General features: G+C 42.3%; 13 protein-coding genes. 6 read left to right on the forward strand and 7 right to left on the reverse strand.

What is annotated here, in order from left to right; genetic code table 11:
• Positions 1–9: 9 nt before the first annotated feature.
• The gene (gltB, locus tag M2369_RS12805; protein WP_259254494.1) at positions 10–4581 is read right to left on the reverse strand and encodes a glutamate synthase large subunit; all 4572 of its coding nucleotides are present in this window, start codon (positions 4579–4581) and stop codon (positions 10–12) included.
• Positions 4582–4734: 153 nt separating this feature from the next.
• Between gltB and gltC the strand changes: the two genes are divergently transcribed.
• From gltC to M2369_RS12820, 3 genes are all read left to right on the forward strand, one after another.
• The gene (gene gltC / locus M2369_RS12810) at positions 4735–5637 is read left to right on the forward strand and encodes a glutamate biosynthesis transcriptional regulator GltC (protein WP_024718330.1); all 903 of its coding nucleotides are present in this window, start codon (positions 4735–4737) and stop codon (positions 5635–5637) included.
• 94 nt (positions 5638–5731) lie between these two features.
• On the forward strand, positions 5732–7465 hold the full coding sequence (locus M2369_RS12815; protein ID WP_041507104.1) for an ABC transporter ATP-binding protein: 1734 nt from the start codon (positions 5732–5734) through the stop codon (positions 7463–7465).
• Positions 7462–9291, forward strand: coding sequence for an ABC transporter ATP-binding protein (locus M2369_RS12820; RefSeq protein WP_024718328.1), 1830 nt, complete (start codon positions 7462–7464; stop codon positions 9289–9291). Before M2369_RS12815 ends, M2369_RS12820 begins: the two co-directional genes overlap by 4 nt.
• A 59-nt stretch (positions 9292–9350) precedes the next feature.
• On the opposite strand, the gene M2369_RS12825 is transcribed toward M2369_RS12820, so the two are convergent.
• Positions 9351–10172: a MerR family transcriptional regulator gene (locus M2369_RS12825; RefSeq protein WP_259254495.1), complete on the reverse strand. Its 822-nt coding sequence runs from the start codon at positions 10170–10172 to the stop codon at positions 9351–9353.
• Positions 10173–10260: 88 nt separating this feature from the next.
• Between M2369_RS12825 and M2369_RS12830 the strand changes: the two genes are divergently transcribed.
• A complete protein-coding gene (locus M2369_RS12830) occupies positions 10261–10830 on the forward strand; it encodes a GNAT family N-acetyltransferase (RefSeq protein WP_039169668.1) in 570 nt (189 codons plus the stop codon).
• 198 nt (positions 10831–11028) lie between these two features.
• Here M2369_RS12830 and M2369_RS12835 read toward each other — a convergent pair whose 3' ends face one another.
• Genes M2369_RS12835 through proC form a run of 3 tightly spaced genes read right to left on the reverse strand, consistent with a single transcriptional unit; the run spans position 11029 to position 14259 of the window.
• Positions 11029–12297, reverse strand: coding sequence for a glutamate-5-semialdehyde dehydrogenase (locus M2369_RS12835; RefSeq protein ID WP_025207480.1), 1269 nt, complete (start codon positions 12295–12297; stop codon positions 11029–11031).
• An 18-nt stretch (positions 12298–12315) separates the two neighbouring features.
• Positions 12316–13434 carry a glutamate 5-kinase gene (gene proB, locus M2369_RS12840; protein WP_025207481.1) on the reverse strand — a complete coding sequence of 373 codons (1119 nt, stop codon included), beginning with the start codon at positions 13432–13434 and terminating at the stop codon, positions 12316–12318.
• 27 nt (positions 13435–13461) lie between these two features.
• Positions 13462–14259 (reverse strand): pyrroline-5-carboxylate reductase, encoded by a 798-nt coding sequence (gene proC, locus M2369_RS12845; protein WP_396126115.1) that lies wholly within the window; start codon positions 14257–14259, stop codon positions 13462–13464.
• A 469-nt stretch (positions 14260–14728) separates the two neighbouring features.
• On the opposite strand from proC, the gene M2369_RS12850 reads away from it, so the two are divergent.
• Together M2369_RS12850 and M2369_RS12855 are read left to right on the forward strand one after the other, a co-directional pair.
• The gene (locus M2369_RS12850) at positions 14729–15925 is read left to right on the forward strand and encodes a cytochrome P450 (protein ID WP_125590404.1); all 1197 of its coding nucleotides are present in this window, start codon (positions 14729–14731) and stop codon (positions 15923–15925) included.
• A 118-nt stretch (positions 15926–16043) separates the two neighbouring features.
• Positions 16044–18083, forward strand: coding sequence for a molybdopterin oxidoreductase family protein (locus M2369_RS12855; protein ID WP_259254500.1), 2040 nt, complete (start codon positions 16044–16046; stop codon positions 18081–18083).
• Positions 18084–18129: 46 nt separating this feature from the next.
• On the opposite strand, the gene M2369_RS12860 is transcribed toward M2369_RS12855, so the two are convergent.
• Both M2369_RS12860 and xylB read right to left on the reverse strand, forming a co-directional pair.
• Complete coding sequence (locus tag M2369_RS12860; protein WP_008346560.1) at positions 18130–18816, reverse strand: glycoside hydrolase family 11 protein; 687 nt, start codon at positions 18814–18816, stop codon at positions 18130–18132.
• 94 nt (positions 18817–18910) lie between these two features.
• Positions 18911–20404: a xylulokinase gene (gene xylB / locus M2369_RS12865; protein ID WP_259254501.1), complete on the reverse strand. Its 1494-nt coding sequence runs from the start codon at positions 20402–20404 to the stop codon at positions 18911–18913.
• Between the last annotated feature and the right edge of the window lie 22 nt (positions 20405–20426).

Here is a 20426-nt window from a genome sequence, read left to right on the forward strand (position 1 = left end):
TCCCCTTTCTTAATGAGCGACGGCTGCTTTTTGCCCGTTTGCCGTTTCTTTATTTTTCGGTTTTGTGTTTGCTTCAAATGCGAACATAACAGCTTCCTCGTGGCTGAGGCCTGCTTGTTTTTGTTCCTCAATGCTTTGAAGCATCATTTTATAATTTCTTGGAATGATCTTAATGAAATGATTCTTTTCTTGTGCCCAATTCTCTAGAAGCGCTGCTGCTTTTGAGCTGTTTGTATAATCAAGGTGTTCCTGAATCATTTGCTTCACTTCTTGTTCTTCTTCGTGATCTGTGAGTTTTTCAAACATGATCATTTCCATGTTACACATTCTTTTGAACTGTTTTGCATCGGATGTATGCACGTAAGCGATACCGCCAGACATCCCTGCGCCAAAGTTCTTCCCAACGTCACCTAAAATGACAACACGTCCGCCAGTCATGTATTCACAGCCGTGATCACCGATTCCTTCAACGACCACATTGACACCTGAATTACGAACAGCAAATCGTTCACCTGCACGACCGTTAATATACGCTTTTCCGCTTGTCGCGCCGTAAAATGCAACGTTACCGACAATCACGTTCTCATGTCCATTTTGTACAAAGTGATCAGATGTTTTGACAGCAATTTTGCCTCCAGAGAGTCCTTTGCCGATATAGTCATTTGAGTCACCTGTTAAATATAAAGACATCCCCTTTGGAACAAATGCGCCGAAGCTTTGTCCAGCTGAACCAGTGAACCGAAGTGTGATCGTATCCTCTGGCAGACCTTCTTCTCCGTAGCGCTTAGACACTTCACTGCCCGTAATCGTTCCAGCTACACGGTGAATGTTGCGAATGTTTAGTGACAGATCAACTGGTGTTTGATGATCGAGCGCTTCCTGTACATAAGGGAGAATCTCATTCATATCCAGTGATTCATCAATTTTATGATTTTGCGGCGTTCTGAATGTGCGTGCTCCCTCTGGCTGATATAGCAGGGTTTCAAGGTTCAGCTGTCCTGCTTTCCAGTGTGCTTTTGCTCTTTCACTTACTGATAAAACATCCGTACGCCCAATCAATTCATCCATTGATGTAAAGCCAAGTTCAGCTAAAATTTCTCTTACTTCCTCTGCAATAAACATCATGAAATTGACAATGTGATCAGGGTCACCCATGAATTTTTTGCGAAGTTCCGGGTTTTGAGTAGCGACACCGACTGGACAAGTATCTAAATGACATGCTCTCATCATGACGCATCCTAATACGACAAGTGGAGCTGTCGCAAAGCCGTATTCTTCTGCTCCTAAAATCGCAGCCATGACAACGTCGCGTCCTGTCATTAATTTGCCATCCGTCTCAAGAACGACTCGCTCTCGAAGGCCGTTTAAGACAAGGGTTTGATGCGCTTCTGCCAATCCAAGCTCCCAAGGAAGTCCTGTATGTTTAATACTTGTTTTCGGAGAAGCTCCAGTACCGCCATCATATCCACTAATTACGATGACATCCGCTGTCCCTTTTGCGACACCTGCTGCAATCGTACCAACGCCAGCTTTAGAAACTAGCTTGACACTGATGCGTGCGTCACGGTTTGCGTTTTTCAAATCATGGATCAATTGAGCCAAATCCTCGATTGAATAAATATCATGGTGAGGCGGTGGTGAGATTAGGCCAACACCTGGCGTAGAACCACGTACGTCTGCGACCCAAGGATATACTTTATTTCCTGGCAGCTGTCCGCCTTCTCCCGGCTTTGCACCTTGCGCCATTTTAATTTGCAGTTCATCTGCATTGACTAAATAATGACTTTTCACGCCAAAGCGGCCAGAAGCAATCTGTTTAATCGCACTTCTGCGATCATCCCCGTGCTCATCTACTGTGAAGCGTGCAGGGTCTTCCCCGCCTTCTCCGCTGTTGCTTTTGCCGCCAATTCGGTTCATCGCAATCGCTAGTGCTTCATGCGCTTCTTTACTTAGTGAACCAAATGACATCGCACCTGTCTTAAAGCGGCGTACAATGGATTCAGCAGATTCAACTTCTTCTAGACGAACTGGCTTTTGTTTTGAACGAAAAGCAAATAGATTTCTAAGGAAACCAATTCGTTCTTCATCCGCCGCCTTCGTATATTGCTTAAATAGATCATAATCTTCGTTGCGGCATGCCCACTGAAGGGTATGAATGGTTTTTGGGTTAAAGGCATGATGCTCTCCATTTTTTCTCCACTGGAACTCACTGCCTGATTCTAGCGTTTGATCAGTTGATGCCTGATACCCAGCCTCATGACGAAGCTTTGCTTCACTTGCAATGGTGTCAAGATCAATACCGCCTAGCTGAGAAGCTGTTCCTGTGAAATACGCCTGGATGACATCTTCACTAATGCCGACTGCTTCAAAAATTTGTGCGCCTCGATAGCTTTGGACAGTGGAAATTCCCACTTTAGACATTACTTTAACTACGCCCTCAGTCACACTTTTCCCAAACTTTGTGACAGCTTCATCAAAGCTAATCGCAATCGCTTCTTCAGCAATAAGCTGTTTGTATGTTTCGTAAACGAGGTACGGATGGATCGCATCTGCACCGTAGCCAATCAGTGCCGCAAAATGATGAACCTCTCTTACTTCTCCAGATTCGACGATTAAGCTCACCTTTGTTCGTAAGCCTTGACGCACAAGATGCTGATGAAGTGCACTCAATGCAAGAAGTGGTGGAATCGGCACTTTTTCTTCCGTCATGTCACGATCGGAAAGAATTAGTAAAGATACCCCTTCACGAATGGCTTTTTCTGCCTCTTCAAACATCGCATCAAGACCACGTTTTAGGTCATCAGTGAAAAGTGTATGAATCGTTTTGCTTTTAAAGGCGTTATGAACAATCGTTTTCAAGCCGTTGAACTGCCCGCTTGTTAAAACAGGTGTATAAAGTTTAATTCTTCGGCATGAATATTCATTTGGATGTAAAATATCTCCCTCAGCACCTAACCAAGTCATGGTCGATGTAACGAGCTGCTCACGAATGGCATCAATTGGCGGGTTCGTGACTTGAGCAAACAGCTGTTTAAAATAAGAAAACAGCGACTGCGCACGATCTGATAACACAGCAAGCGGTGTATCACTTCCCATTGAGCCGATTGGGTCCTTGCCTTCTTCTAGTAAAGGAATTAAATATTTTTGAATGTCTTCGTACGTATAATGGAAAGCACGCTGACGTGTTAACAAATCACTCATTATACTAGAATTTTCTGAATTTTCTTCAGAGCGATTGACGTGAACCATTTCTTCATCGAGCCATTTTTGATAAGGAAGTTCATTCGCAATCGAAGATTTCACTTCTTCATCAGAAATAATGCGTCCTTCTTCTAAATCGATTAACAGCATTTTACCTGGTTCAAGACGGTCTTTATACTTCACATCTTCTTCATTTGTGTCGATGACGCCGACCTCAGATGAGAAAATGATATGATCGTCATTTGTTACGTAGTATCTCGCAGGTCTTAATCCGTTCCGATCTAAGATGGCGCCGATTTGTTTACCATCCGTAAACGAAATCGCTGTCGGGCCATCCCACGGCTCCATTAACGAACTATGATATTCATAAAATGCCCGTTTCTCTTTAGACATGTGCGTATTCTCCGTCCACGGCTCAGGAATCAGCATCATCGCTGTATGAGCAGGAGTACGCCCTGCAAGCACGAAAAATTCAAAGGCATTGTCTAAAATGGATGAATCACTTCCGTCTGCATTCAGCACTGGCAAAATCTTGTCTAGATCTTCTCCGAAGGCTTCAGACACAAATTGTTGTTCTCTTGCTCTCATCCAATTGATGTTTCCTCTTAATGTGTTGATTTCTCCGTTATGAATTAAGTAACGGTTTGGATGCGCTCGTTCCCATGTCGGGAATGTATTTGTACTAAATCTTGAATGAACGAGTGAAAATGCAGAAACAAATGTTTCATCCTGTAGATCAAGATAAAAAGCATCAACTTGATCTGATGTTAAAAGCCCCTTATATACAATGGTTTGACTAGACAGACTGACAAAGTAAAATTGTTTTTCTTCTGCTGTTCCCCAGTTTTCAGCCTGCTTGCGGATGACGTATAATTTTCGTTCAAATGACAAACGGTCTGTTACGTTGTCGTTTGCTCCGATGAACACTTGCCGGACAACCGGACAGCTCTTCGCTGCAACCGTTCCAATTTTCCCAGCATCAACAGGGACCGTTCTCCAGCCAATTAATGTTTGCCCTTCTTGTTTAATGAAGCCGTTGATCTTTTGTTCGATCGCTTGACGCGTTTTGGCATCATCATCTTTTGAAAAGAACACCATTCCTACCCCGTAACGGCCCTTTTCAGGAAGTGCAAAGTCTTGACAGTTCTTTCTAAAAAAAGCGTCTGGTAGTTGTACCATTAATCCGGCACCATCACCTGTATACGGATCACTGCCTTGCCCGCCGCGGTGATCAAGCTGGCACAGCATTTGCAATCCCTTTTTGACGATGCTATGTGTCGCCTCCCCTTTTAAATGGGCGTACAGTCCGATTCCACATGCATCATGTTCAAATTCAGGACGGTAGAGACCTTGTGGTTGTGGTAGTTGATTATAAGTCATCGTTTCTCTCCCCCGTTTAAAAGATCCGTTTTTTCACAGTAATAAAATCTCACAAACTCTGTAACTTATTTTAAGTTTTCAAATTAATATAAACAATATATAATTTAGATCAAAACAATCTCTTTTTGAGATAGATGGGTGTGAAGTGCAAAAATGGAGCTTCGTCAATTACGTTATTTTGTAGAAGTTGCTGACCGTGAACACGTGTCAGAAGCGGCTGAAAACTTACACGTTGCCCAATCTGCCATCAGCCGGCAGATTGCCAATTTAGAAGAAGAACTTGGAGTGGCTTTATTCGAACGAGAAGGACGAAATATCAAATTAACGAAAATCGGCAGACAATTTTTGGACCATGTCAGAACCGCCCTAAAAGCGATAGATTACGCCAAAGAACAAATTGATGAATACTTAGACCCCCACAAAGGGACAGTGAACATTGGATTTCCTACAAGTCTAGCAAGCCAAGTGCTCCCTTCTGTCATTTCCGCATTTAAGCTGGAATATCCAGAGGTCGACTTTTTACTCCGGCAAGGTTCCTATAAGTTTCTGATTGAAGCTGTCAAAAATCGAGACATTGATCTTGCCTTTTTAGGACCCGTCCCGACAAACGATCCTCAAATAGAAGGAAATATCTTGTTTTCCGAAAGCATTTATGCCCTTTTACCTATTAGTCACCCCTTTAGCGGGCAAAGAAGTATTCATTTAAGTGATTTGAGAAAAGACCATTTCGTTTTATTTCCTGAAGGGTATGTGCTGAGACAAATTGCGGTTGATGCCTGTAAGCAGGCTGGCTATGAGCCTACTATCTCATCTGAAGGAGAAGATTTGGATGCCATTAAAGGTCTTGTGTCAGCGGGTATGGGCGTTACTTTATTACCCGAAAGTGCTTTTTATGAAACAACACCGCGATTTACAGTGAAAATTCCCATTGATTTCCCTCAAGTGAGAAGAACGGTCGGAATTATTGCGTCTAAATCAAGAGAGATGTCTCCTTCTGCCCATGATTTTTATATGTTTGTAAAGGACTTCTTTTCAAAAATTGAACAATATAAATAATTCATTAAAACAAGACATTTCATTTGTAGAAATAATCCCTCTTTGTATATGATGAGTTACAGAACAACAGACTATATGGAAGAAAGGTAATCGTATGAAATCAATTTTATCGTTTTTAAAGCCCTATCGGCTATCCGTTGTGTCCATTGTGATTCTCACCTTTTTAAGCAGTATGCTCCAGCTGTATTTACCGACGCTTACGGCAGATATCGTTGATGTCGGGATCGTCCAAGGAGATGTCGCTTATATATGGAAGGTTGGGGGCTGGATGGTGGCTTGTTCTTTACTTGCCATCTTGCTCACGATTTGGAAGTCCTACTTGTCATCTAAGACAGCTCTAGGCTTCGGGCGTGATATGAGAAGACAGCTGTTTGTGCATGTCGAACAATTCTCATTAGAAGAATTTCAAAAAATCGGGACATCTTCCTTTATTACAAGATCCACAAATGATGTGAAACAAGTTCAAGATGTCACGATCATGATCTTACAAATGATGACACGGGCGCCTCTTATGCTCGTTGGTGGAATTATTTTGGCTGTATCTAGAGATGCTGTGTTATCTCTCATCTTTTTAGCAGCTCTTCCCCTTCTTGGCGGGTTCATTTATTTGGTGTCAAGAAAAGCAATCCCCCTCTTTGGCCAGCTTCAGAAAAAAACGGACCGGCTGAACTTGATTATGAGAGAGTCGCTTTCAGGCATTCGGGTCATTCGAGCGTTTAACCGAGTAGATGACGAAAAAGAACGTTTTCAAGAAGCCAATACATCGTATAAGGATACTGGCCTTAAAGTCAATCGATTAATGGCGTACTTGTTCCCTTTTATGCTCATTATCATGAACTTCACGAATATCGGCATTGTCTGGATTGGCGCTAATCGGATTGATGCCGGACAGATGGAAGTCGGGAATCTGATCGCCTTCATTCAATATGCGATGATGATTTTAATGGCACTCATTATGCTGTCTATGAGTTTTATTATGGTGCCTAGAGCTCAGGCATCAGCTAAACGGATGAATGAAGTGTTAAATCTAGAACCAAAAATTAAAGACAAAAAAGAAGCTGTCACTAAACTTGATCAGCCAGCCCAGTCCATTCGCTTTGAGAATGTGTCATTTTATTATTCAAATGCTGAAAAACCAGCCGTTCAAGACATGACGTTTGAAGCCAAAAAGGGTGAAACGACGGCGATCATCGGCAGTACAGGTTCCGGGAAAACGACACTTCTTCAGCTGATGACACGTTTTTACGAGGCAACAGAAGGAAAAATTACATTAGATGGTGTCGATATTAGAGAATTGCCTCAAGAGAAACTGAGAAGTCAGATGGGTTATGTTTCTCAAAAAGCCATTTTATTTAGCGGAACCATTGCTGATAATGTGCGCTTTGGCAAACGAGATGCTACAGATGACGAGATTTGGCAGGCACTGCGGACAGCACAGGCCGAAGAATTTGTTTTGCAAAAAGATGGCGGAATTCACGCAGAGATAGACCAAGGGGGTTCGAATCTCTCTGGCGGTCAAAAACAACGTCTTTCGATCGCAAGAGCACTCGTAAGAAAACCCGCATTCTACCTGTTTGACGATAGCTTCTCTGCCCTTGATTACAAAACGGATGCAAAACTTCGGTCAGCGCTAGAAGCTGAAAAAGAGCATGCTGCTTTGATTATTGTGGCCCAAAGAATCAGCACAGTGAAGCATAGCGATAAAATCATTGTGTTAGATGATGGAAAAATAGCAGGTATCGGTACACATGAACAGTTACTGAAAGATAACCTTGTCTATCAAGAGATAGTCGCATCACAGGAAGGTCAGGAGGTGGAGCAAGGATGAGTAAAAAAATGTCTTCTGGAATGGGACATAAAGGCGGTCACCCAAGGGGCCCAGTACAAAAACCGAAGGAATTTAAAAAAACACTTCTTCGTTTAACGGGCTATTTAAAACCGAGAAAATTTCAGCTGATCATTGTCCTGATTGCAGCGATCGGTTCAACCGTTTTTAATGTCGTCAGTCCAAAATTACTTGGGGATGCCACCTCTTCCCTATTTGAAAGTTTTACACAAGGAACTGGCGTTCAATTCGATGTCATTTCACGCATTTTATTGCTGCTTGTTCTATTATATGTCGTAGCATCTCTTTTCTCATTCGTGCAGCAATATGTAATGGCGGGTGTCTCGCAGCAGACCATTGCTGAATTAAGGCAAGAAGCAAATGACAAGCTCACACGTCTCCCCCTTCGTTATTTTGATAAAACAACACACGGAGACACGCTGAGCCGGGTGATGAACGACATTGATAATATTAATACTTCTTTACAGCAGGCACTCACGCAAGTGATCACATCTGTTATTACAGTCATTGGAATTGTCGTCATGATGCTTTTCATCAGTCCGCTACTGACGCTGCTTGTTTGTTTGACGCTGCCTCTTAGTTTGTTTGCGATTCGAGGCATTACATCATTTTCGCAAAAGCATTTTAAAGCACAGCAAAAAGAACTAGGGATGATCAATGGACATATTAATGAAATGTTCACAGGACATCAGACGGTTCGTGCGTATGGCTATGAAAAGAAAGCCATTGATACATTTGATCAATTAAACGAACAACTATATGAATCTTCAAGAAAAGCACAATTTATCTCCGGCTTAATGATGCCGATGATGACCTTTATTGGGAATCTTGGCTATGTGGCGGTAAGTGTTGCTGGCGGAATTCTTGTCATTAATGGGAATATTCGTGTTGGGGATGTGCAAGCATTTATCCAATACACACAACAAATGTCGCAGCCGCTTGTGCAAGCATCCAGTGTTGCAAACTTAGTTCAATCTGCTATCGCTTCTGCTGAACGGGTGTTTGAAATTCTGGATGAAGAAGAAGAACATGCGCAAGAAGATGCAGCGATTGATCTTAAATCCCTTTCCGGAGATGTGGCCTTTGAGCACGTTCACTTCGGTTATGAGAAAGATCAACCCATTATTAAAGATTTGAATTTACAAGTCCGAGAAGGACAAACGGTGGCCATTGTTGGGCCAACAGGCGCTGGAAAAACAACGATTATTAATCTGTTAATGCGCTTTTACGAGCTAGATCAAGGCTCCATTCGCATTGGCGGCGTAAAAACAACCGACCTCAGCCGAGAGCAAGTGCGTGACTTATTTGCGATGGTTCTTCAGGATACATGGCTCTTTGAAGGCACAATTTATGACAACATCGCATATGGCAGACCAAATGTTTCAAAAGAGGATGTGTTGAAGGCCGCTAAACATGCCTATGCAGACGATTTCATCCGCACCCTTCCAGATGGATATGACACACTCTTAACAGAAGATGCCGGCAACCTCTCACAAGGTCAGCGTCAACTGTTAACCATCGCCCGTGCCATCTTATCTGATCCGAAGATATTAATCTTAGATGAAGCAACAAGCAGTGTCGATACACGGACAGAGATGCATATTCAAAAAGCGATGAATGAATTAATGAACGGCAGAACAAGCTTCGTCATTGCACATCGACTTTCAACGATTAAAGATGCCGATCTCATTTTAGTCATGAAAGATGGCACGATCATTGAAAAAGGAACTCATCGTGAGCTTTTGAAAGAAAAAGGCTTTTATGCCGACCTCTATATGAGTCAATTTGCCGAAAACCAAGTCGGTTAAACAACACCAAAAAGGATAGACAGCATGTAAAAATGCCTGTCTATCCTTTTTGTTACGCCTTAAGCTTCCCGTTTTCTGACTTTCACACTAAGTTTCGTCATGTAATCCGCTTCATTTTTAGACATCAGAGAATGAAGTAAATACTCCTCAAAGACATCTCCATCCAGTATCATATCCTCTGCTTCGATACGATCTAATAAACGTGAATAGGCAGTCTCCATCTCTTCATATGTTCCTTGTTGATACATGACTGCATATAGACCCGCTGGCTTTTTGACTGCATCCGGCCCTTCCATTCGGCAAAACAGCCTATCAGATTGATGATAATGACGCTGCAAAAACTGCTCCTTGTTTAAAACAGAACCATTTGCCGCGGCACCTTTAATACCAATCCCTTTCAGAAATTCTCCTACAATTCGAGAAATTTCTTCTACAGGTGTGTTTGAATCAATCGGGTTTGATGTACTGAGGACGATCGGTTCTTCTGGCAGTTCTTGAAACAAGACCTCCCCTGTTTTCACTGATGATAATTCATTCGTTGTCTCGATCACACGAAAAAGAAAAGATTGAATATCCTGTAGTTTTTGGATCTCCTCCCCGACCTTTTCTGCTTGCTCAACCGCCAGGCTTTGCAATTTATCCTGAGAAGGCTCAGTAAAGTATTGTTTTAATTGCTTGATCGGAAATTGAACAGCGCGAAGAGATTGAATGGCCATGAAATGATCAAACTGTTCAAATGTATAATAACGGTACCCATTTTCCTGAACACCTGCCGGCTTAAACAAATCGATCTTATCATAATAGAGCAGTGTATCTTTTTTCACTTCAAATAATGCCGCAAATTCTCCAGTTAAAAATGTTTTTTGAACATCGCTCATCATTTTTAGGGCTCCTTTCTTGACTATGGAGTTACTCCATCCTTTATGATAACATGCAGAAACACCACATATGTGGAGGAAGGATTTACACATGAACAAAATCACACAAGATCAAGTCACATTATCACTTGCAAATCAAGAAGACTTCCCTTTGATGAAAAAGGAACTGCAAGATGCTTTTACAGCTGGCATCATTGATGCATTTGGCGATGCAGAAGGTGGACCAATTCCTCCTGATGAGTCGATTGATGAATCTTTTTATTCGACTGAGAACCTTGTCTATCATATTTTACTAAACGGTCAAAAGGCAGGAGGGGTTGTTTTAAAAATCAACCCTCTCACACACCGCAATTCGGTGGACCTATTATACATTTCTTCATCATCTCACAGCCGAGGCATTGGTCAGGCAGCATGGAAAGCCATTGAGGCGCAATATCCAGAAACGAAGGTGTGGGAAGTTGTCACTCCTTATTTTGAAAAGCGCAACATTCATTTTTATGTGAACAAATGCGGGTTTCAGATTGTTGAGTTTTATCACTTGCACCATCCAGATCCGAGCTTGCCTCATGAGAACGATCAAGAAAATGACCCTTTAGCGCCTGAGACATTTGAATTTTTCAAATTTGAGAAAGTCATGAAAAAAGACCGTTCAAGTTCATAAAAAAACTCCCTCTTATGGGGAGTTTCAGATTGTTGACAAAGGGCTAAAATGGACTTTATTTTAGCCCTTTGTCTTCTTTTTCAAGAGTTGTCAGTGCTTCAGCATCGTTTCCATGTCGTTCCCTTTTTTCTCTCTTCTTTCATCAGTCACTAAAAAACACTACCTCAAGTTAGAAAGGTAGTGTTCTTTACATTCATTCTAGCTTCTAATCTGACCATCACCAGATAGAAGCAGCTTTGTCGTTGTCAGTGCAGGAAGTCCCATTGGCCCTCTTGCGTGCAGCTTTTGAGTAGAAATGCCAATTTCAGCGCCATATCCTAGTGCACCGCCATCTGTAAAACGTGTAGATGCGTTATGATAAACAGCGGCCGCATCGACTTCGTTTAGAAAGATTTGTGCGTTTTTTTCATCCTCTGTTACGATGGCTTCTGAATGTTTCGTTCCGTACTGATCAATGTGGTGAATGGCGTCCTCAATTGAGTCAACGACTTTCACCGCAAGATCAAGACTTAAATACTCATCTGTCCAATCCACTTCCTCCGCAGGAACCGCTTCGGAAAAGAAAGATTGAGCGTCTTGATCTCCATGCACAGTGACATGGTGCTGAAGGAGTGCTTCATTCAATGCTGCACCATTTTCTTTCAGCCAATCGCGATGAACGATCAGAGTCTCAAGCGCATTACAAACGGCCGGACGATTTGTTTTCGCATTGATGACAATCTGAATGGCTTTTTCTACATTCGCTGTTTGATCAATAAAGATATGGCAGTTCCCTGTCCCTGTTTCAAGAACGGGAATGGTCGATTCTTCTACAACTGTTTTGATTAAAGAAGCCCCGCCTCTCGGAATTAAAACATCAATCCACTCTTTTAGATGAAACATCGCTTGAACCGATGAACGGTCTGTTTGTTCAATAAACTGTACCGCATCACGAGGGATCTTTGTTTGATCCAATGCCTCATGAATGACGCGGACGATGGCTTTGTTGGAAGAAATAGCGGAGGAACCGCCTTTTAAAATCACTGAGTTGCCTGCCTTGAGGGCAAGCCCTGCTGCATCGACAGTGACATTCGGTCTCGCTTCATAGATCATCCCGATCACGCCGAGCGGTACTCTTCGACTTTTCACATGTAAGCCGTTTTCAAGAGTCCATTCATCCAATATTTCTCCAACAGGATCTGTTAATCTCGTCACAAGCCGCAAACTTTCCGCAAACTCATGAATTCTCTCTTCATTTAACATTAATCGATCCATTAATGCTTCAGAGAAGCCCTTTTCTTTTCCTGCCTCTAAATCCTTTTGATTTTCCTGTAAAATAAAATCACTTTGCTGTTCGAGTGTTTCTGCTATTTTCAGCAGCGCCTCATTTTTTTCCTCTGTTTGAAGTAAACCTAGTTTTTTTGATACGTGCTTTGCTTTTTTCGCTTTTTCTTTGACCGATGTGACAACTTCAGCTGTCAGTGTCATGAAATTCCTCCCTTATGATTAGCAAACTGGTATTGATAAATCTAAATGACAAACAAACGCTTCAAGATCTACGACATGCACCACTTCATCCTGTAGCAAGTCACCGTTCAGTGCGAGTTCGTCGGACGCATAATTGACAATGCCAAGCCCTATTTCTCTTTCATCTTGATCTAAAATACGGACAACATCGCCTTTTTTAAACGAACCCTTTACATTGACTATGCCGTCAGAATCCAGACTTTTCTCACGATGCATGAGAAGCTCCTGTGTTTTCTCTTGAACAACGATTTCGCCTTTTGGGCCAGAATGAAAAGCAATCCACTGTTTTTTATAATTCAGCGGCGCTAAATTTTCGTCAGCTGTAAAATAAGTGCCGTCCTCTGTCCCATTAATGGCTTTGTCTAAAATGTGAGGCGTATCGGCTTTTCCCAAAAAGCCATTGATGCCTGAGGCCATTGAAATTTTAAAGGCGTCGAGTTTTGATTTCATTCCGCCTGTGCCAACGCTACTTCCCGCATCTCCAGCGGCTGCTTCGATGTCTTCTGTGATTTCTGTGACTTCTAGAATTCTCTTCGCATTCGGATTTGTATGAGGATTATCTTCATACAAGCCGTCAATATCAGATAAAATAGCGAGGAAATCCGCATCAATCAGTCCAGCTACTTTTGCAGACAATGTATCATTGTCTCCAAATTTCAACCGATTGATCGTCACTGTATCATTTTCATTAATAATCGGGATGATCCCTCGATCTAATAACACATTCATTGTATTTCGCACATTTTGATAGCGCGTTTCATCTGAAAAATCGCTTCTTGTAATTAATAGCTGTGAAGCAATATAACCGTGCGATAAAAATAAAGTAGAATATGACTCCATTAAAAGCCCTTGCCCTATTGAGGCAGACGCCTGTTTTTCTGGCAGTGTTTTCGGTCTATCAATAAACCCTAATTTTCGGTAACCAGCTGCAACCGCACCAGATGAGACCAAAATGACTTCGTGTCCTTCATCTTTGAGTTTTACAATTTGATTGACGAGGTTTTCTAGTTTTTTTAAACTAATCTCACCTTGAAAGCTAGTAAGAGAGCTGCTTCCGATTTTCACAACAATTCGTTTTCTCTCTTTATCTGCGTACACCTTATCACTCCTGTATTGAGGCTCTATTTATATCGTTACTTTTTGTTTTTGCTGTTCACTTATTTCTTTTGATCGATTGGTAGCATGTTTGACAGCCTGTTTGATGGCTTCTCCTCCGCCAAAATCATCTAATGCATCTAGTCCTGCAGCAGTTGTTCCATTAGGTGACGTAATTTTTTCTCTGAGGACAGAAGGATTTTCAGCTGTTTCTTGCAGCATCTTCGCTGCACCGAGAAGTGTCTGTGTACCGATTTGACGGGACATTTCTTTTGATAAGCCAGCTTCTTCTCCAGCCTCTTCAATTCTTTCCATTAAGAAATAAAAATAAGCTGGACCACTTCCGGCAATTCCTGTGAAAATATCCATTTGCTCTTCCTGAATGGTATACACTTCTCCCATTTCAGATAAAAGAGCCCGACTCATGCTTACATGTTCATTTTTCACATAACGTCCAGCAGATAAAGCGGTCGCCGACGCCCCAATTGTACTTGACGTATTTGGCATTACTCGCATAACAGGCTGCCCTTCATGCAGCATGTCTTCAATATACGATGATTTCACACCTGCAAGTACAGACAGGATGAGCTGATCTTTCTGAATATGAGGTTTTAATGATTCAAGTGCTGTTTCAGCGTCCTTTGGCTTCATTGCCAGGATCAACATATCCATTTCTTCAAAAGGAAATGAATCCATTGTGGCTGTTTGGATTCCGTAGCGTTTCGTTAGTTCGTTTAATCGCTGCTTATTTTGCTTGTTTGTTGCGTAAATTTGGCTGAGCGGCATCTGACCTGATCGCACAATACCTGCAATCATTCCTTCCGCCATAGAACCTGCTCCAATGAAAGCAACTTTCTTTTGATCAATGATATTGATCCTCTCCCTTGTTCGCTTTTTGTTCGTGTTTTTCGCACGTTAGTTATCGTAACATGATGAGAAATCGTGTCAAGAAAGAGCCAGCGCTTTTCAAAAGTCCCGAATACACGCTGAACAGCTTGCGGTATGTATGTTAGCCGTGTTTTTTAAAATCATCAATTTAGATCAAAAGAACTATACAGATTTGAATCATAGTACCCTTTCGTTCGACTGAATTCACCATTTTATTTTTGGTTTCGGTGACTTCAATTCTAGTTTTTAGAAAGCGCTATCATTTTGATGACTTTCTATTTTCCTATAGGAAGAATGTGTTTGAATCTTTCGATTAGACTATTGACATATTTTAGAAAACATGTCCGTTGAAATGCGTTTTTCGTGGTGATACCGTGAAAGGGAATCAAGAGAAAAAGGAGCGTTCATAATGAAAGTAAAAGAAAATTACGTCAATGTCATCCCAATGAAAGAAATCCGATCTACAGATGACCTTCTTTTCCCATTCCCTATCTACAATGAATTAAGATCGCAGGGTGATATTCGATACGACGAAACGAGAAAGTGCTGGGATCTCTTTCGATATGCTGATATTCAGTCCGTTCTGAAGCAGCCAAAAGTGTTTTCATCACAGCGAGGAAGAAGTACATCTAAAACGAGTATTTTAACAATGGACCCTCCAAAACATACCAAAATGAGAGCACTCGTCAATAAAGCCTTCACGCCAAAAGCGATCAAACAAATAGAAGAAAAGATCAAAGACTTGACCCATGATCTATTACATCAAGTAAAGGATCAACGGACCTTCGATATTGTGCAAGATCTGGCCGCTCCCCTACCTGTCATGATCATCGCCGAGCTTCTCGGTGCAGAAGTGAAAGACAGAGAGCTGATCAAAAAACATTCAGATGCTCTAGTTGCAGGAGCCAAAGATGATTCAAAAGAAGCTGTTCAAGCCGTTGTCGACATGCAAAAACAAGCAGAAAAAGAGCTGTCAGAGTACTTTGCTCATTTGATCCAAAAACGAAAAGAAATGCCAGCCGATGATTTAATCTCCCTTCTCATCCAAGCGGAAATTGACGGTGAGCGTTTATCAGAAAATGAACTGCTTGGCTTTTGTATACTCTTACTCGTTGCTGGTAATGAAACAACAACGAATTTAATCACAAATGCCGTACGACTTTTAACAGAGCAGCCGCATATCGCCGAATCAGTGCGGCAAGACCTGTCTCTCATTCCTCAATTGACAGAAGAAACGCTACGCTATTATCCGCCTGTTCAAGCGATTGGGCGAGTTGCAGCAGAGGATGTTCAGATTGCCGGTTCTCACATTGAAAAAGGAGACTATCTCATCAGCTGGGTGGCATCTGCGAATCGTGATGAACGGAAGTTTGACGATCCAGATACGTTTCGTCTTGACAGAAAATCAAATCCGCATTTGAGCTTTGGCTTCGGCATCCATTTTTGTCTTGGTGCCCCTCTCGCCCGGCTTGAGGCTCATCTAGCACTTGAGATTTTACTCCGTACGTTTCGAGAAATCACCTGTGCGGCAGATCAGCTGAAACCGATTCAAAGCACGTTTGTGTTTGGGGTCAAAGAATTCCCTGTGCAGGTCACCCGTTTTTAAAAGCCCCTTTCATTAGGGGCTTTTTTTCATATGCTTATCCTTACCTTCCTCGTCTGAACATGCTAAAATAAAATCCATATGTACAGTGATCACGGAATTCGGAAAGGAAGCTAAACGTATGACCGATTACACAACAATGAAAGACGGAATATTCAAATCAGTTTGTTCGTTAGATTGCCCTGATCAGTGCGGTCTTTTAATACATAAAGAGAACGGAAAGATCGTTAAAGTGCAAGGAGATCCAGATCATCCAGTCACTCAAGGAAACATTTGCAATAAAGTGCGGAATGTCACAGCTCGTTTATATGATGAAAAACGTCTGACAACACCATTAAAACGTGTAGGTCAAAAAGGTGACCGGCAGTTTGCTCCAATTACGTGGGAAGAGGCGATTGAAACCATTCGTCAAAAATGGACAAAGCTGATCGAAGAAAAAGGACCAGAAAGCATTTTGCCTTACAGCTTCTATGGGAATATGGGGAATCTCAATGCAGAAGGAATGGACCGCCGCTTTTTCTATCGACTTGGCTCAAGTCAGCTAGACCGAACCATTTGTCAGTCAGCCGGAACAACTGGCTATAAATATACAATGGGCGCAAGCATCGGGACAGACCCAGAAGAGACCATTCATACGAAACTATTTATCTTTTGGGGCATCAATGCGGTTTCAACCAATATGCATCAAATCACGTTGGCACAAAAAGCTCGAAAGCAAGGGGCTAAAATTGTCGTCATTGATGTGCACAAAAACCAAACGGGCCGGATGGCAGATTGGTTCATTCCGCTTCGCCCCGGCACTGACAGTGCGCTAGCTCTTGGGATCATGCATATCCTTTTTAAAGAAGACCTCACAGATGCGTCATTTTTAGAGACTTACACGGTCGGTCACAATGAACTTCGCGAGCATGTGAAGCAGTACGATCCAGAAACGGTTGAACAGATCACGGGTGTCCCAAAAGAAGACATCATCACACTTGCGAGAATGTACGCAGAGACATCGCCGTCTCTCATTCGTATTGGCAATGGGCTACAGCATCACGATAATGGCGGTATGAGTATTCGAACCATCTCCTGCCTCCCTGCCCTCACCGGTCAATGGCTGCACAAAGGCGGCGGTGCGATGAAATCGAACTCTTCTTTTCTTAGTTATAATGAAATCGCTCTTCAGCGGCCGGAATTATTAAAGGAACGCGAACCTAGAACATTTAATATGAATCAGCTGGGCAGCGTGCTAACGAACGCAGAACCTTCTATTGATTCTCTTTTTGTCTACTCTTGCAACCCGGCTGTTGTGACACCTGAAGCAAATAAAGTAAGAGACGGTTTAATGCGGGAAGACTTATTTACGGTTGTCCATGACTTGTTCATGACAGAGACAGCCACATATGCGGATATTGTTCTGCCAGCGACCTCTGCCTTTGAAAACGAGGATTTTTATACTTCTTACTGGCATCATTACATTCAAATTCAAGAACCTGTTATAGAACGTTATGGAGAAAGCAAATCAAACACAGAAGTGTTTCGTCTTTTGGCTCATGCGATGGGCTTTGAAGATGAAGCCTTTAAAGACACAGATGCGGAACTAATGGAACAAGCTCTTCATCATCCTGAAAATCCGCACTATGAAAACATTTCATATCAAGCGTTAAAAGAGAAAAAGTGGATCAAAGCAAAACGAGGGCCTTTTGAAGATTTAAAGCTCCCTACCCCAAGCGGGAAAATTGAGCTTTACTCTGAACAAATGAAAAAAGATGGATATCCAGCCCTCCCAACCTATGTACCTTTATTCAAGGAAAGTGATTATCCACTAACGTTTATACCGGGACCAAACCATAATTTTCTTAATTCCACCTTCTCTCTTCATGAGAAGCATCAAAAGCTTGAGAAATTTCCGAAGCTTCATATGAATGAACAAGATGCAAAAGAAAGACAGATTGAAGATGGGGACATGGTTCGTGTGCTGAATGATCGAGGAGAATGCGAGCTCATCGTGTCAGTCGGACAAAATGTGCTATCTGGCGTTGTTGTCAGCCAGGGATTATGGGCAGACCAAAAAGGCAAAAAACATTTGGTGAATGGCCTCACACCTGATCGTTTGGCAGATATGGGCGGTGGTGCGACGTTCTTTTCCGGCAGAGTCGAAGTTGAAAAATTATGATAGAAAGAGCCAGGCGTTTTGCTCCCGGCTCTTTTCTTTGACTTTTTTAGTTGCCAATAAACAGCTGATTGGTCATCACATTTGCACTTCCGCTGCTTTGGTAGCCTTCTACAGTAAATGCCGTTTCATACATTTTCCCCATTGGCATCCCTAAGCTTTCCCATTTTTTAAAATGCGCACTGACGGAGACCGTTCCGCTTGTACGTTTCGTTTGACGTACACTCCAATATTGCTTGAAGGTTGCGATCCCGATAATGGAAGGCTGATTGACACGGGTTGTTTCATAAATGTCATATGTGCCCCCGTCTGCATAAAATGTTCCTTTATGTGTGCCTGTTGGACGATATGTGCCCCATGAATCAACAATGTAGTACTCTGCTAATGGAGATTGTGTCCAGCCATAGACACATAAATAGGAATTCCCGACTGGGTTAAAGCTTGCGTTGTAATTGATGGAGATGTTGCCAAGTTGATGGTGAGTTCTAGTGGAATCAAACTTTTTTCCTTTTCGAAATAAAGCATTTCCGATATTGTTCCAGCCTGCACTAAATGCCCCGCCGTTATTGAGTGTCATCGAGGTGTTTCCATAATCCTTCCATAATTCATAATCGTACCCGCTATGGTTACCCATTTCATTATTCGTAATGGTTCTCGCATGGGCTGGTACAGCCGTCAGTATAAGCGTCAGTCCAATACACATCACAAACAACAGTCTTAATTTTCTCAAATTCATCTTCAATTCCTCTCCTTTTTCATCCTTTTGATTCTGTCATCTCTAAGATGAAACGAATTCATCACCTCCTTTCATGCCCCTACTCACTACTAGATTATCGATACTGTGCTAGACCCGCATGAATGTCTCTTGTGTTTGTATAAATGCTTTGATACAAACGAAAGAGATGATCATATACATCGACATGCTGTTGATTTGGTGTAAATACGGCTGCTTGATGGATAAACTGATCCGCGCACGCCTCAAGTGACTGGTACCAGCCGCATCCAACTGCTGCAAGCATCGCTGCACCTAACGCAGGCCCTTGCTCATTTTCAAGCTGAATCACCTTAGCTTGAAAAATGTCTGCCTGCATTTGAAGCCATGTATGACTTCTCGCACCTCCACCAATGGACACAATAGCATCGATTCTTTTTCCGGCCTGCCTGAATAAAGCGATCGATTCATTTAATGAAAAAGTGATTCCTTCGAGCACAGCTCTAACCATATGCGCTTTTTCATGCCGGCTGTCTAATCCAATGAAGCTTCCACGAATGACTGAATCTGCATGAGGCGTTCTTTCCCCAACTAAATATGGCGTAAATAGCAATCCATTTGCGCCAGGCGCTATATCCTTTGCTCCGGCTAAAAGGGCTTTAAACGAATCATTTGGAGCAAGTAAAGATTTAATCCAATCGAGGCTATAACCTGCTGATAAAGTGACTCCCATTGTATAAAAAGCTGCTTTTTTTGCATGATGGAATAAATGCAAGTTTCCATTCAGCTCTCTGTTATGATTTTCTTCATAGGAAAGAATGACACCTGATGTGCCAATGCTGCATAGTGTGTGACCTGATGATAAAATGCCGGCACCAATGGCACCGCAAGCATTATCCGCTCCACCCGCAAAAACCTTCGCCTCTTCTGTCATCCCGGTTTCCTTTGCGATCTGCGGCAAAATTGTTCCAATCTTCTCCTCCGATGAAACGAGCGGCGGGCAAATACGAATCGGAATATCAAAGGTTTGACAAATCTCCTCACTCCATGTTTGTTCTCCAATATCCAACAGTAACGTACCAGCCGCATCAGAATAGTCCATATGAATAGCGCCGGTTAATCGATATCTGACATAATCTTTTGGAAGTAAAAACAAATGGATTCGTTGATCAATTTCTGGTTCATGTTCCTTTACCCATAACAACTTTGGCAGTGTAAATCCTTCTAACGCCTGATTTTTTGTGATCTCTTGCAGCCTGCCTCCTAGCTTTTCTGTCATGCGCACGCATTGCGGTGTTGTTCTTGTGTCATTCCACAAGATGGCAGGCCTGAGCACCTGAAGGGATTCATCCAATAAAACAAGTCCGTGCATTTGTCCAGAAAAACTGATGCCTTCTACCTGCATTGACTGAACAGGCTTTCTCTCCATAAGTTCTGTCATCGCGGCCATCGTCTTCTTTACCCAGTCTTCAGGATTTTGCTCACAATAACCTGGTTTTCTTTGAATGAGGCGGTAAGATTTAGTCGTCTCGTAGCATACCTTTCCGCTCTCATCTACTAATATCGCTTTGACTCCGCTCGTTCCAAGATCAATTCCCATCACATACTTCATGTGTTCACTCCTTCAAAACATC

Source organism: Bacillus sp. JUb11 (assembly GCF_024807925.1).
In the GTDB taxonomy this organism is placed as follows: domain Bacteria; phylum Bacillota; class Bacilli; order Bacillales; family Bacillaceae; genus Bacillus; species Bacillus altitudinis.

Excerpts from the sequence above, each read along its gene's own strand:
- gltB (WP_259254494.1), bottom strand. The coding sequence starts at position 4,581 with ATGACTTATAATCAACTACCACAACCACAAGGTCTCTACCGTCCTGAA.
- gltC (WP_024718330.1), top strand. The coding sequence starts at position 4,735 with ATGGAGCTTCGTCAATTACGTTATTTTGTAGAAGTTGCTGACCGTGAA.
- M2369_RS12815 (WP_041507104.1), top strand. The coding sequence starts at position 5,732 with ATGAAATCAATTTTATCGTTTTTAAAGCCCTATCGGCTATCCGTTGTG.
- M2369_RS12820 (WP_024718328.1), top strand. The coding sequence starts at position 7,462 with ATGAGTAAAAAAATGTCTTCTGGAATGGGACATAAAGGCGGTCACCCA.
- M2369_RS12825 (WP_259254495.1), bottom strand. The coding sequence starts at position 10,172 with ATGATGAGCGATGTTCAAAAAACATTTTTAACTGGAGAATTTGCGGCA.
- M2369_RS12830 (WP_039169668.1), top strand. The coding sequence starts at position 10,261 with ATGAACAAAATCACACAAGATCAAGTCACATTATCACTTGCAAATCAA.
- M2369_RS12835 (WP_025207480.1), bottom strand. The coding sequence starts at position 12,297 with ATGACACTGACAGCTGAAGTTGTCACATCGGTCAAAGAAAAAGCGAAA.
- proC (WP_396126115.1), bottom strand. The coding sequence starts at position 14,259 with ATGGCGGAAGGAATGATTGCAGGTATTGTGCGATCAGGTCAGATGCCG.
- M2369_RS12850 (WP_125590404.1), top strand. The coding sequence starts at position 14,729 with ATGAAAGTAAAAGAAAATTACGTCAATGTCATCCCAATGAAAGAAATC.
- M2369_RS12855 (WP_259254500.1), top strand. The coding sequence starts at position 16,044 with ATGACCGATTACACAACAATGAAAGACGGAATATTCAAATCAGTTTGT.
- M2369_RS12860 (WP_008346560.1), bottom strand. The coding sequence starts at position 18,816 with ATGAATTTGAGAAAATTAAGACTGTTGTTTGTGATGTGTATTGGACTG.
- xylB (WP_259254501.1), bottom strand. The coding sequence starts at position 20,404 with ATGAAGTATGTGATGGGAATTGATCTTGGAACGAGCGGAGTCAAAGCG.